This is a genomic window from Pseudomonas sp. EA_35y_Pfl2_R5 (assembly GCF_963970805.1).
Lineage (GTDB): Bacteria > Pseudomonadota > Gammaproteobacteria > Pseudomonadales > Pseudomonadaceae > Aquipseudomonas.
In genome coordinates, this window is the sequence record NZ_CAXAOW010000003.1 from 1 (window position 1) to 13,003 (window position 13,003).

The 13,003-nt window shown below is 59.9% G+C and carries 13 protein-coding genes and 1 pseudogene; 6 read left to right on the forward strand and 8 right to left on the reverse strand.

The window, feature by feature from the left end:
- Positions 1-141 (forward strand): annotated as a pseudogene (locus AACX99_RS07190) (IS1595 family transposase); the annotation flags it as partial.
- 28 nt (positions 142-169) lie between these two features.
- Here AACX99_RS07190 and AACX99_RS07195 read toward each other — a convergent pair.
- Positions 170-802: an HD domain-containing protein gene (locus AACX99_RS07195; protein WP_339410596.1), complete on the reverse strand. Its 633-nt coding sequence runs from the start codon at positions 800-802 to the stop codon at positions 170-172.
- Between the two features lie 54 nt (positions 803-856).
- On the reverse strand, positions 857-1,393 hold the full coding sequence (locus tag AACX99_RS07200) for a DUF3087 domain-containing protein (RefSeq protein WP_339411442.1): 537 nt from the start codon (positions 1,391-1,393) through the stop codon (positions 857-859).
- Between the two features lie 174 nt (positions 1,394-1,567).
- On the opposite strand from AACX99_RS07200, the gene AACX99_RS07205 reads away from it, so the two are divergent.
- Positions 1,568-2,140 (forward strand): hypothetical protein, encoded by a 573-nt coding sequence (locus AACX99_RS07205; protein WP_339410597.1) that lies wholly within the window; start codon positions 1,568-1,570, stop codon positions 2,138-2,140.
- A gap of 122 nt (positions 2,141-2,262) precedes the next feature.
- Here the strand turns inward: AACX99_RS07205 and AACX99_RS07210 are convergent, their stop codons facing one another.
- The 3 genes from AACX99_RS07210 to betC form a co-directional block, all read right to left on the reverse strand.
- Positions 2,263-3,831: a SulP family inorganic anion transporter gene (locus AACX99_RS07210; RefSeq protein ID WP_339410598.1), complete on the reverse strand. Its 1,569-nt coding sequence runs from the start codon at positions 3,829-3,831 to the stop codon at positions 2,263-2,265.
- A gap of 81 nt (positions 3,832-3,912) precedes the next feature.
- Positions 3,913-4,836: a choline ABC transporter substrate-binding protein gene (gene choX, locus AACX99_RS07215; protein WP_339410599.1), complete on the reverse strand. Its 924-nt coding sequence runs from the start codon at positions 4,834-4,836 to the stop codon at positions 3,913-3,915.
- Positions 4,837-4,889: 53 nt separating this feature from the next.
- Positions 4,890-6,398, reverse strand: a complete 1,509-nt coding sequence (betC, locus tag AACX99_RS07220) for a choline-sulfatase (RefSeq protein ID WP_339410601.1) — start codon at positions 6,396-6,398, stop codon at positions 4,890-4,892.
- A 112-nt stretch (positions 6,399-6,510) separates the two neighbouring features.
- Between betC and AACX99_RS07225 the strand changes: the two genes are divergently transcribed.
- Complete coding sequence (locus tag AACX99_RS07225) at positions 6,511-7,428, forward strand: choline sulfate utilization transcriptional regulator (RefSeq protein ID WP_339410603.1); 918 nt, start codon at positions 6,511-6,513, stop codon at positions 7,426-7,428.
- A 38-nt stretch (positions 7,429-7,466) separates the two neighbouring features.
- Here the strand turns inward: AACX99_RS07225 and AACX99_RS07230 are convergent, their stop codons facing one another.
- From AACX99_RS07230 to AACX99_RS07240, 3 genes are read right to left on the reverse strand one after another with little or no spacing between them, the layout of a single operon-like run.
- Positions 7,467-7,811: a YdbL family protein gene (locus AACX99_RS07230; protein ID WP_339410605.1), complete on the reverse strand. Its 345-nt coding sequence runs from the start codon at positions 7,809-7,811 to the stop codon at positions 7,467-7,469.
- Between the two features lie 11 nt (positions 7,812-7,822).
- Entirely contained in the window at positions 7,823-8,014 is a 192-nt protein-coding gene (locus AACX99_RS07235) for a YnbE family lipoprotein (protein WP_339410607.1), read from the reverse strand.
- A gap of 15 nt (positions 8,015-8,029) precedes the next feature.
- Complete coding sequence (locus AACX99_RS07240) at positions 8,030-10,618, reverse strand: intermembrane phospholipid transport protein YdbH family protein (RefSeq protein WP_339410609.1); 2,589 nt, start codon at positions 10,616-10,618, stop codon at positions 8,030-8,032.
- Positions 10,619-10,765: 147 nt separating this feature from the next.
- On the opposite strand from AACX99_RS07240, the gene AACX99_RS07245 reads away from it, so the two are divergent.
- From AACX99_RS07245 to AACX99_RS07255, 3 genes are all read left to right on the forward strand, one after another.
- The gene (locus tag AACX99_RS07245; protein WP_339410611.1) at positions 10,766-11,134 is read left to right on the forward strand and encodes an antitoxin Xre/MbcA/ParS toxin-binding domain-containing protein; all 369 of its coding nucleotides are present in this window, start codon (positions 10,766-10,768) and stop codon (positions 11,132-11,134) included.
- Between the two features lie 46 nt (positions 11,135-11,180).
- The gene (locus AACX99_RS07250; RefSeq protein ID WP_339410613.1) at positions 11,181-11,933 is read left to right on the forward strand and encodes an RES family NAD+ phosphorylase; all 753 of its coding nucleotides are present in this window, start codon (positions 11,181-11,183) and stop codon (positions 11,931-11,933) included.
- Positions 11,934-12,367: 434 nt separating this feature from the next.
- Entirely contained in the window at positions 12,368-12,772 is a 405-nt protein-coding gene (locus tag AACX99_RS07255) for a tetratricopeptide repeat protein (RefSeq protein ID WP_339410615.1), read from the forward strand.
- The last annotated feature ends 231 nt before the right edge of the window (positions 12,773-13,003 follow it).

Genomic DNA, 13,003 nt, shown 5'->3' on the forward strand with positions numbered 1-13,003 from the left:
TTTCATGGTGTCGCCAGCCGCTACCTCCCGAACTACCTGGGCTGGCGCCGCATGCTTGAACGCTATCAGCAGCGTATTCAGCCCGTTCACTGTATCCAGGAGGCGGTTGGTCGGACCATGCAACACGCGATTGGGACATAGCCTAATAAAAGCACCCCCTCGGTCGCGCTTATCCAATCGCCGTCTGCAGATTGATCCTGGCCTGTTGCTCGTATCGATCCCGGAAGTGGCTTGTGCTGTAGAGGTGGTCGCGTGTGAGGAGGTGCTTGAGCACTGACTTGCGTTTGATGCGGTACAACAGGCCCGGCACCCAGCTGTATTCGGCGCGTACCTGGCGGTCGTATTCGTTAAAGCGCTCAGGCGTGGCACCGAGTATGGCCAGGTCTATATCGACGAGCAGTTGCTGATCGGCATCGCTGGGTGTGGCGTTATGGCGGGTCGCCATGATCAGGCCGTGAACGCGCGCCTGAGCCTGCGTTGTAGCTCCGCTTGCCGCCAATTCCTGCACGGCCCAGTCGGCGCTGCGCAGTTCATTGTCTGATCCGCGCAGCGCGTAGATCGCATCGTGAAACCACAGCGCGATTTCCACTTCGCCAGGTTCGGCCGCAAAAGCGAGCGCCGCATCGAAATGTTCGAGGCATTCCATGAGATGTTGCTGCGTGTGGTAGTGGCGATGCGGCTCGTTATAAGCGGCCAGCAGGCGTTCGAATAAACCGGCTGGTGCAGGCAGGTTCAGGTTGTGCCATCCGCGTTGCCAGGAGTGGGTGAGGTGGCCATGCGGCGGGGTTATGAGTGGCTTCATGATGTGTCTCAGTAAAAAGTGCTTCCGTGCAGCGCATGCCGACCGATATCAACTTTAGCGGGGCAGGGGCTGGATCTTTTTCACGGCTTCAAGCCAGTCCGAATAGAGTCGCGGCTGCTCGGTATCCATATCCAGCTCCTCCATGCGCTCCTTGTGCTTATTAATTTCCGCCACCACTTCACTGAGGGCACTGGTGTTGCCCTCAAGCTGGTGCATTTGGGTCAGGCCCAGGTGATAGAAGCGCAGCAGCTGCATGGCGGCGGGGTCGCGGGCGGCGACGCCGGCTTTGACGTGGTGCATCAGGTTGGTGATGCGCATCAGACTGCGTTTCAGGCTCCAACCGTATACGGCTGCAGCCATAAAGGGCTGTGGCCAGAGCAGCACGCGCACCAGGGCTACGGTCAGCACTAAGGCTGCGATAACCCCGCCGAGGTTCCAGCGGAAGTTGTCGCCGCCTGGGGTGCCGAACAGCAGCACGGCGCTGCTCGACAGCAGCATGGCCAGGGCGACGAAAATCGCCGCGATAGTCAGGGTGCTACGGCGGGTTTGCTGGCGGTAGATTTCAGGAGTGCGCTGCTGGATTTCAAACATCGGGGCCACGGTAATTCTCACTTGAGCGGTTGGTAGCGGCGTTGCTTACGGCTTGGATTGGGCAGGCCGGGTTTGCCGAGGTATACGCCAAACGCTGCAAATTATGCGCGATTGCCCGGCAACAGGTATCTTCGCCCATCCGTTGACTGCATCGCTTAAGGATTTATCGGGTTTATGAGTCGTACTGTGTTTCAGGCTGTGATTATTTGCGTGGCGGCGCTGTGTTCGAGCGCCGCGTTGGCCAAGGTCGAGGTGCAGGCCGGGCTGCATAAGAGTCTTGGGCGGATACTCGTGGCCAAGGTATCCGAGGATATTGCGCCGGGCGATTACGAGGCGCTGCTCAAGGGCATTAAAGCCAACCCCGGGCAGTATGCGAAGAAGTTCATCATGCTTGACAGCATCGGCGGCAGCTTGTCCGAGGCCATTCGCATGGGGCGCTTGCTGCGGGAAACCGGCTTCGATGCTCTGGTGCCGTCCACCGGGGTGTGCCAGGGCAGCTGCGTGTACCTGCTGGCGGCGGGCCACGCGAAGACTGTGCGCGGTTATGTGGGCATTCACCGGCCGTATTATGCGGGCAGCGATTCTGTGCATTCGGCGTCCGCCTATGGGCCGAGCCGGGGTACTCAGGCTGCTTACTTTAAAGAAATGCAGATTCCGCCGGAGTTGCTTGAGGCGATCAACAGCACCGAGCCACGGCGCATGCGTGTGCTGACGCCAGCGGAGCTGGCGCGCTACCGCTTGAAGTAAAGCAAGCACGGGCGGTCGCAGACCGACGCTGTTTGGCCTTGGTAACCGCGCCCTCGAACTGGACGAGGCCTTGGGGCCCAGTTGCACTTTTTACGCCGATATCCTGCTGGCCCTGGCGCCTGCTAGTTGGCGAACTGCACGGGGCAGCGCTCCGCGCCTTCCAGTTTGCGAATTTCATCGATCACCTGCGACCGTGCGTGGTGCAGCACCAGATGGCGTTGCTGGCTATGCAGGCGGCGCGCTTCCTGATGCAGCATGGTGATGCCGGCGTAGTCGATAAAGTTGATATGCCGCGCATCGATCATCACCCAAGGCGCGCAACTGCGTTGCAGGCGTTGCTGAAGGTAGTGGCAGGCGCCGAAGAAGATCGAACCTTCGATACACAGCCATTCCTGCTCGCCGTCCTGCCACTGGCGTATGCGCGGCTGCGAAGTGCGCTTGAGGTAGACGATCAGTGAAGCCAGCACGCCGGCATAGATGGCGCTTTGCAGCTCCAGCACCAGGGTTGCCAGCACGGTCAGCAGCATCACCAGAAACTCGCTACGGCTTACGCGCTTCAAGGCCTTGAAGGCGTTAAGGTCGAACAGCCCCCAGCAGATCAGCAGAATGCTTGCTGCCATGGCAGGGATCGGCACATAGGCGAACAGTCGGCTGCCGTATAGGGCAAACAGCGCCACCAGCAAGGCGGCGAACACCCCGGCCATCGGCGAGCATGCACCAGCTTGCTGGTTGAGCGCCGAGCGGGTGAAGGAGCCGGCCGACAGCGAGCCGCTGAACCAGGGCCCAATAATATTCGACAGGCCCTGGGCGCGAACTTCCTGATTGGCATCGAGCAGCTGTTGGGACTTATCCGCCAGAGCGCGGGCAATCGACAGGCTGGTGACCAGGCCGAGCAAGCCGCAGGCCACGGCTGCGGGCAGCAGTTGCAGGATGTGTGTAAGGTTGAAATCCAGCAGGGCGAAGGGCGGCAGGCTGCCTGCAAAACGGCTGACCAGCGCGACGTGCTCAAGCTGTTCAGGCCAGGCCACGACCAGCAGGCTGGCGGCAACAATACCAATAAGCAAGGCCGGCGCACGGGGCCACAGACGCCTGCTCAACAGGCTGATGCTTAAGGTGAAAAGTGCTACGGCCAGGGTGCGCCAATCACTCTCGGCCAGGTGCTCGCCCAGGCTGAGCAGGCTCATCAGCGCCGTGGCCTGGCTGGTGACGGTGAGACCAAGCAGGTTGGGCAGCTGACCGATGCCGATCACCAGTGCCGCGCCCAGGGTGAAGCCGAGCACCACTGAATGCGAAACGAAATTCACCAGCGCACCGAAGCGCAGCAGGCCGAGCAGCCATTGGCATACGCCAGCCAGCAGGGTCAGCAGCAGAATTAGGGCGATAAAGTTGTCGCTGCCCGGTGTCGCCATCGGGCTGACGCTGCTGAACAGCACAATGGAAATCGCGGCGGTTGGTCCGCAGATCAGAAAACTGGATGAGCCCCACAGGCAGGCAATCAGCACCGGCACGATAGCCGCGTACAGGCCATATTGCGGCGGCAGCCCGGCGATCAGGGCGTAGGCGATGGATTGCGGCAGCGCCAGGATGGCGCCGTTGAGCCCCGCCAGCAGGTCTTTACCGAGGCTGCGTTTGCTGCAATGCGGCAGCCAGCGCAGAAAGGGCAGCAGAGACTGAAGGAGGAACAATGGCATGCGTGGACTTCTTGTGCGGACGATGGACAAAGCCGCTGCATAGCAGCGGCCCGTCTACTTTAGGGAATCAAGCCGGCCGGTTCAAAGTTTGGCGTTGACTGCGGCCAGGCCATTATCGCCGCTGCGGCTGGTTACACCTTCGAGCCAGCCGGCCACCACCGCCGGATTGGCCTTGATCCAGGCCTTGATCGCCTCATCGTTGCTGGCCTGCTTGCTCAGCACTTTATCCATGATGGCGTTCTCCATCTCCTGGGTGAATTTCAGGTTGCTCAGCAGCTTGCCGACATTCGGGCACTGCGCGGCGTAGCCTTTACGGGCCAGGGTGTTGACGCTGCCGCTGGCGCCGAAGTACTTCTCGCCGCCCTTGAGGTAGCGCATGTCGTACTGCACGTTCATCGGGTGCGGCGTCCAGCCGAGGAACACCACAAACTGCTCGCGTTTCACCGCGCGGCCGACCTGCACCAACATGGCCTGTTCGCTGGACTCGACCAGGCTCCAGTCCTTGAGACCGAACTCGTCGGCCGCAATCATCTTCTGGATCGACTCGTTGGCCGGTGCGCCGGAACCGATACCGTAGATCTTGTGCTTGAATTTTTCGGCATGCTGGTCGAGATCGGCAAAGGTTTTCACCCCAGCCTCATAGGCGTAGGTGGGCACGGCCAGGGTGTACTCGGTGCCGCTGAGGTTTTCCACCACCTGGTCGACTTCACCGGTGGTCACGAACTTGTCGTAGTTGCTCTGCTGCGCCGGCATCCAGTTGCCGAGAAATACATCCACCTGACCTTTCTGCAGCCCGGCGAAGATGATCGGTACGGCCAGGGTCTGCGGCTGCGCCTTGTAGCCCAGACCATCGAGCAGGAAGCTGGCGATGCCATTGGTCACGGCAATATCACTCCAGCCCGGATCGCCGAGTTTCACCGTGGCGCAACTGGCGTCTTCGGCGAAGGTGTAGCTGCTGGTGGCCAGTAACAGGCCGCTGATAAGTGCTGTGCTGAATTTATGCATGGCATATGTCCTCTTAGTTATTAGTTTCGGATCAACGCGGCAGTGGTGTGCAATCAGGGTTGCGGAAAACGGGCGCGACGTTCGAGGTCGTCGAGATCAATGTGGTTGCGCATGTACTGCTGGCTGGCGTCGACCATCGGTTGATGGTCCCAACTTGTCAGGCGGCCGTGGGTCAGGGCGCTGGCAACAAAGCGCCGACGACGTTGGCTGGCCAGAGTGGCCTGATGAATCGCCGGCATATCCCAGCGCGCCTGTGCTTGGTTGATAAAGTCGGCCAGCAGGCTTTGATGCTCGGCGGACCCTGCGAGGTTTTCGCGCTCCTGCGGGTCGTGGCGCAGGTTGAACAGCAGCAGTGGATCCCGTTCGGAGTAGATAAATTTCCACTCGCCCTGGCGGATCATCATCAGCGGGCTGTTACTGCCTTCGGCCATGTATTCACCCAGTACCTCATCATGGCCACCGTTACCCTGCAGGTGTGGCAGCAGCGAACGCCCGTCTAGTGGCAGGTCGGCTTGCAGTGTGCCGCCGGCCAACTCCACGAGGGTTGGCAATAAGTCCATGGTGGATACGCTCTGACTGACCCGGTGCGTGGCGAAGTGCTTCGGTGCATGCACCAATAGCGGCACGCGGGCGGCCATTTCAAACCAGTGCATCTTGTACCAGAGGCCACGCTCACCCAGCATGTCGCCGTGGTCGCCAGAGAACACGATGATGGTGTCATCGCTCAGGTTGCAGTCCTTGAGGGTCTTCAGCAGCTTGCCGATGTTGCTGTCGATATAGCTGCAGGCGCCGAAGTAGGCGCGCCGCGCATCTTTGATCTTCTGCTCGGGCAATGGCTTGTCCCACAGGTCGATGACTTTCATCAGGCGCTGCGAGTGTGGGTCCTGTGCGGCCTGCGCGATGGTGTGGCGCGGCAGCGGGATGTCCTCGTCGCGGTATAGGTCCCAGAACTCGGCTGGGATGGTGTAGGGGTCATGCGGGTGGGTCATCGATACGGTCAGGCAGAACGGTTGCTCGCTGCCACTGCGCACGTGGTCATAGAGGTACTGCTGGGCCTTGAACACCACCTCTTCATCGAAGTCCAGCTGGTTGGTGCGCACGCACGGGCCTGCCTGCAGCACCGAGGACATGTTGTGGTACCAGCTGGCGCGCACGTCCGGTTCGTCCCAGTTCACCGCCCAGCCGTAATCTGCGGGGTAGATGTCGCTGGTCAGGCGCTCTTCATAACCATGCAGCTGGTCCGGGCCGCAGAAGTGCATCTTGCCCGACAGCGCGGTGCGGTACCCGAGGCTTCGCAGGTAGTGGGCGTAAGTTGGTACATCAGCGGGGAAGTCGGCGGCGTTGTCGTAGGCGCCGATCTTCGAGGGCAGCTGGCCGCTGACCAGGGTGAAGCGCGAAGGTGCACAAAGAGGGCTGTTGCAATAGGCAGCATCGAATACCACGGCATCGGCGGCCAGTTGCATCAGGTTGGGCATCTGGATCGGTGAGGCGGCATCGTGCAGCGGTAGAATCGGCGCGGCCATCTGATCGGCCATGATAAAGAGGATGTTCGGGCGTTTCATAGCAGCCGGTATTCCATATAAAAGATTTATGCGACAGTGCTGGCTTGATCATCCGGCTTAGTAAAAGCTGGGTAAACCTGCCGTCAGTAGATGCATTGGATAACCTGAGCTTATGTTTGAGCGCATCGATGGAGTGTCATTGGATGTGCTGCGGGTGTTCGAGTCCGCCGCACGCCAGCTGAGTTTTACTGCCGCTGCCAGTGAGCTGGGCACCAGCCAGCCGGCAATCAGCCAGCAGATCAAACGGCTGGAACAGCAACTGGCCACGCGCCTGTTTGATAGGGTTTACCGGGGCATTACCCTTACCGATGCCGGCGAGCTGTTGCTCAGTTATGTGCAGGATGGTCTGCAAAGTCTGGATGCCGGCCTGTTGGCGGTCACCGCGCAACAGCAACATGAGGTGCTGCAGGTGGCCACTGATTTTGCCTTTGCCGCGTACTGGTTGATGCCGCGCTTGCAACGCTTCCACCAGTTGCACCCGGAGGTGGATGTCAGCCTGATTACCAGCGAGCGTGATCAGGGCACATTGCCGGCGGAGATCGATGTGGCGATCAACTTCGGTGATGGGCGATTCAAGCATGCCGAGGCGCAACTGATGTTTTGCGAAGAAGTGTTCCCGGTGTGTAGCCCGCAACTGCTCAAGGGGCAAACGCTGCCTTTGCCACCCGCTGCGCTGGCTAGTTTGCCGCTGCTGCATTTGCGCCCGGAGAACCGCTCGCGCTGGTTCGATTGGGCGGGGCTGTTTCGCGCCTTTGGCCTGCAGCAGACGCCGAGTCCTGGCAGCCTGCGTTTCGATAACTACACGCTGCTGATTCAAGCAGCTATTGCCGGGCAAGGCGTGGCCATCGGCTGGCGGCACCTGGTCGATGAACTGCTGACGCAAAACCTGCTGTGCCGGGTCGGCGATGAAGTTGCGCATTCAGAGATGGGCTATTACCTGGTGCTGCCTGAGCGCAAACGTCGTCAGCGTTTGACTCAGGTGTTTGTTGATTGGCTACAGGTCGAGCTGGCCAAGGGACCGGGGAGGTAACTGCCCCCGGCCGTCAGATCTGGCTCGCTTACGGCAAGCTATTTGCGCTGCCATTTACCTTCAAGCTGGATGTACTGTCCGGCCGGCGTTTTATCGATGGCTTTCTGCCCAGCAATCGCTTCCACATCGCTGAGCTGGATGCCGTTCTGCGCCGCCAGCTTCTGGTATTCGGCGCGGCGCGCCTGGTTGATCAACAGGGCGATTTCGGCGGCCTGGCCGCTGTTACTCACCACACCCAAATAACCATTGGGCATTTCGCCCAATTGGCCGCTGGCTTTGGCGTTGCCCAGGGCGGACATGGCTTCGTTGAGGTTCAGGGCTACGGCCGGCAGGCTCAGGCTGAGCAGCAGCAACAGGCTGGCAAGGCGTTTATAGAGGTTCATGCTCGGGCTCCTTAGAACAATCCGCTGGATTCGCTGAACATGCTGTCCAGGGCTTTATCCACCTTGATATAGATTTCGTGCTCGATCTTCACATTGAGGTTGATGTTGATCGGCGCGTTGGGCATCGCCAGCTGCACGGTCGGGGTACAGGCCGTGCTGAGTAGCCCTAGTAGCAGGACGGCGAAACAACTACGCAAGCGCATGGCGCTTCTCCTTGGTCATGGCTCTGTTGGGGCCGTTTTGGCATTGCGTTCCAGCATACGCTGTTGCACACGCTGCTTGATGATATCGCTGACTTTGTCGGTCAGTTGCAGGCTGGCCAGCAGGGTCGGAATGTCCTCTTCCAGATTGATATTGAAGTGGATCGGCCGGCCCTGTTCGATGGCCGGATTCTGCCCCTCCAGGCGCATGGCCAGCGCCAACTTGCCTTGCTGATCGTAGTTGACTTGGCTGCTCAGGGTCGTAAAGCGAAAATCCTCCAGCGATTGGGTCACCAGTTGCATCGCCGGGTTGCTGCGGCCCAAGGCGCGGATACGTTCTGATTGGAACTGCAAGCGCCCACCGGGTTCGCGGGCTGCCAGCTGGCCTTGTTCGATGGTTATGCCTTGGCTGCTGATCTGCAGCGGCAAACGACCATCGAGGGTGCCTGTGCCTGCCAGCCCCTCTGTGGGGTAGAGGGTAAACAGCTGCTCAAGTTCCAGGCCCTGAACCTGTACGGGGAATAGCAGCGGCTCTGCGGCCAGGCTCCATTGGCCGGGTGCCAGTTGCAGCTTGCCGCCCATCAGCGCTGCTTCGACCTGGCGCAGCTGGAGTTGGCCTTGGGTCGGTGTTTGCAGCGCCGCGCTGTAGCTGCCGCTGAGCTGTACTGGGCCCAGCGGTATGCCAGGGTTGGCCTGAGCCAGCCGCAGCTCGCTCAATTCAAGCTGCAGCTGTTTGGGGTCGACTCGCACATTGATACGGCTGTCCAGGCCCTCCAGTGCGGTACGGTCATAAATCCCGTCCAGGCCCTTGCCGGTGAGTTCGAGTTTGACCGTGGGCAGCTGTTGATCACTGGCTAGGGTCAGGCTGGCGTTGGCATTCAGGCGACCGTTGTTCAGGTCCAACAGGGCAGGCCAGGCGGTGAAGCTGTCTTTTAAAGGGTTGCCGCCGCGCAGAAACAGCTCTGCCAATTGCGCTTGTAGGCTTAGGCCCTTGGTGCTGTTGTGCCGCGCCTGCAGCTTGAGTTGCAGTCCGGCATCGTTGCGCAGCGTGCCGTCCAGCTCCACCTGCACTTGGCTGGCATTCACGGGCCCTTTCCAGTGCCAGCGCTGGGGGTGTAATTGCCCATGCTGCAGCTGCGCACTGAGGTCAAGGGGACCTTTTAATTGCCAGTCTTGCAGCGCGCCTGCCGCCAGTTGTGCCTGCAGTTTCAGCCCGTTGCTACTGGCCTCAAGTTGCTGCGCCTGCACATCCGCACCGCGCAGGTGCTTCAAGCTGAGCTGTGAGCCTTTGTCGAGGGCAAGATCCAGCTGTTGTGCATCCAGAAACGCGTCGAGATGCAACTGCGCCTGCAGTGCGCCGATCTTCCAGCCGGCTAACTGAAATGCCGGGGTGGATGCGCTAAGGCTGCCACCCAGCAGCTGCAGCCCCCAAGGCATGCCATTGGCCAGGATCAACGTGCCCTTTAACTCGAATTGGCTACGCCCTTGGCCACTCAGCTGAAGTTGCAAGGGCAGGGCACGAGCAATCAGTTGTGCAGCCAGGTTGTCGGGTGTTTGCGTGGCCGGAATGGTGAGCTGCAACGCTTCGGGGTGCAGCTCTATCGGTACGTCGCTAATCAGGTCACTGGCAATCTGTTTGAGGTGGAGTTCGGCGCTTAGGCTATCGGCCAGCCACTGTCCATCCAACGCCTTGGCGGAAAGATCGAAGCGACCCTGCAACTGACCAATAGCGGGGATTGGCCACGGCTCCGGCAGGTCGGCGCTGACCTGCAATTGGCCGCTGACCTGCTGCAGCTGCGCCAAGTTAAGCGGGCCAGGCGCAAGCTGTAGCTGCCATCGCCCTTTAAGTTGCGCGGCCGTCGGCGCCCCCGGAAACTGGCCTGCAGCGGCGGGCAGCCATTGGCTTAGCCAGCTGTGCAGCGCTTTGCTTTGCTGCAAGTCGCCGGTGAAATCACCTTGCCAGAGTTGCCCGACGGCACTCTGTTGCAGGCTGCTGCTAAGCCGCAGCTGTGGTTCTTGATTGATCGCCAGGTTTAGTTGCAGCTCTGCCGCTGCACCGTCGTCCTGTAACTGCACGTGCCAGTTCAGTTGGTCCTGCTGGTGCTGCAGGTTGAGCTGCGCATCAAGCCACTCTGCATCTTTGACGAGCAACAGATCGCCCAGCAGTTGGCAGCGGGTGTCGGGGCAGGGCAGCTCGATCTGCAGTGCATCGATCTGTAAGCGTTGCGGCAATAGGTTGATAACGTCGCTGAGCTGCTCCAGTGGCAGCACAAAATCTGTGCGTTCGTCGGCTGCTGGCGCTGGTTGAGAGGGCAGGTACAGTTGCAGGCCCGTGATCTGCACCTGCTGCCAGAAGGGTAGCGTCAGGCTGAATCCACTCCAGCGCAATTGCACCTGTTGCAGCTGCAGTGTGCCGCTGGGGTGCTGCAGGCTGAGTTGTTCAAGCAGGATGCCCTGGGTGGATAGGCCCAGGCCGCGCCATTCGAGGTGTTTGATCTGCTCGCGTTCGAGCAGGCGGCTCAGGCTCAGATAACTGTAAGTGCTGAGCAGTATGAGCAGTAAAACCAAGCAACTGATAAGTCGCAGCCAGGTGCGCCGGCCGGGCATAAGCACTGATCCATAGTGAGGAGTTGCGTGGCAGGGACGTTAACCCATGTCTGGCAGGCTGCCAATCACAGGTTATTCTGTGCTGTGCAATCACATCATCTAGTGGTAGTTTTGCTGTAAACAGACATTGAGAGGTAGGAGGCCGTGATGAGCGCATTGATTCGACCGGTTGCCGACGCCGATGCGGTGCTGGCCAAGGCGCTGTTCAATACCCGCGAACAACTGGGCCTGACCCAACAAGAACTGGCGGACATCATTGGCGTACACCGTACAGCCATTTCACGCTGGGCCGAGGGTGGCCTGCGTGTGCACAGCAAGACTGGTGAACTGGCCCTGCTGCTCATTCGCGTATACCGCTCATTATTTGCCCTGTTCGGCGGCAACCTGGCGGATATGCAGCATTTTCTGCGCACCGATAACCGCCATCTGGATGCGCCGCCCTTATCCCTGATGATGCAGGTGCAGGGGCTGGTGCGGGTGGTCGAATACCTCGATGCGATTCGTGGCAAAGGCTAGAGCGCGCTGCACCCAACAATAATAAAGTTAAGGACAACGCCCCCTCATGGATATTTGGCAACACTGCCAAGGCCCGGCCCAGATCAAACCGCTACGTGGACGTCTGGTGCGTCTGGTCGAGAGTCAGACCCAGGTCGCCACCCTGCAGCTGGTGGATACTCTTGCCGAGCAGGCGCTCCTTGAGGAGTTGCTGGAAACCAGCAAGCCGCCGTTGCCGCAGAGCGCCGAGCCGCTGCATTACCTGCTGAAAACCCCATTCCGTTATCCGCCGCTGCGCTGGGGCTCGCGCTTTGGTTCAGTGCATGAGCCGAGCCTGTTCTATGGCGCGCTGCGTATCGACACCGCTATGGCCGAGGCGGCCTATTACCGCTTTCTGCTCTGGGATGGCATGAGCATCGCGCCGCCGAGTGGGCGCATCCTTTCCGAGCATTGCACCTTCGAGGCGCGCTATCAGGTTGAGCGTGGCATTCAGTTGCAGCATCCGCCGTTTGCGGACTTCCAGGCTGAGCTCTGTCATGCCAGCGCTTATCAACCTTGCCAGGCGGTGGGCGCAGCCATGCGTGAGGCAGGAGTTGAGGCATTTGAATACCGTTCGGCGCGTTGCCTGTTGGCGGGTAACAATGTTGCGCTATTCGTTCCTGGCGCTTTGGCAGAAAAGCGCCCGCGCAATCTGCTGAGCTGGCTTTGCGAAACCACCGATGAGTATGTCGCCTTCAAAAATGCCCAGGTTCCAGATACCCCCAGAGTATTCCGCCTGGATGCCTATCAGGTGGATGGCCGCCTGCCGCGCCCGGCTTAGGGTCGATGCCGTTTCGCAGCAATGCGGCCGCGACGAAACGGCATCAGACCCTATATAGGGCGGCTTTCTCAGGGCGTTTTGCCCTGAAAAAGGGCAGTGTGGCGGCGTGACGCAGCGACTTGTGCACAATTGCGATGCGCCTTGTCAAGCAGGATGCATTGCTTGACGTAAACCTTTGATTCTTTTTATTGATTTTATAAGCCAATGAAATATATGGTTTTTTTGTGCTGGTGAAAAAACCACCAGTTTGACCTTGGGCCCCATGCCATAGGCGCTGAGAGCGCTTGCTCCCATGTTATCCACGAAGTTATCCACAGCTTCTGTGGATTAAGCCCAGCGCTTGCTCTAGACCGCAGGTTGGCGCTTTTTGCAAGGCTTTACCTTGGCGAAAAAAGGAGTAGAGTTGCGCGCCTTTCCGGCTACCTCTGTTTTTTATGCCTCGCGCGATCACTCGATTACCTATCGCTGCAACCACTGTTCCTCGCCTGCCCACTCGTGTGGCGCTCTGGCTCCTGGACAGTCCTCGACTCGGCCATGCTCCCAGCGTCAAACGCTTTGCCGGGCATTTGCTCAAGCAGCCTGCCTTACAGGGTGTGGTGCAGGCGCAGAGCCGACTGGGGCAAATGCTCTGCCGTGATTGCGGCAACCCGCGTGATCGGCGCATGGGCTTTGAGCTGTTGCGTCAGGCTGCCCGCGCTGGTGATATGGGTGCCCAGCTGGAGCTTGGTCAGCTGTATAGCCAGCCGCGTAATAGTGAACCGCAGCAGGCCCGCCATTGGCTGGAGCTGGCTGCGGGGCAGGGTTCGCCAGAAGCGCAGCAACTGCTTAAACGGCTATAGAACCCGCTCAAAGCCTGCTGAGCGTCGGTCCTGCTGCGTTAAAAACAGGCTCGCGATCCTTTGAGCGGGCTCCGACGCAAGGGTCGCTCTGTAAGAATACTGGTTATACTGCCAGTGCTTTTATGCGGAGCTGCTTATGCCCATCGATCTGTCCACTGCACTGGCACCTGCGCTGCTCGGTTTTGCCAGCGCAGCACTTCCTCTTCTCTATATGGCTTGGTCGCTGCAGCG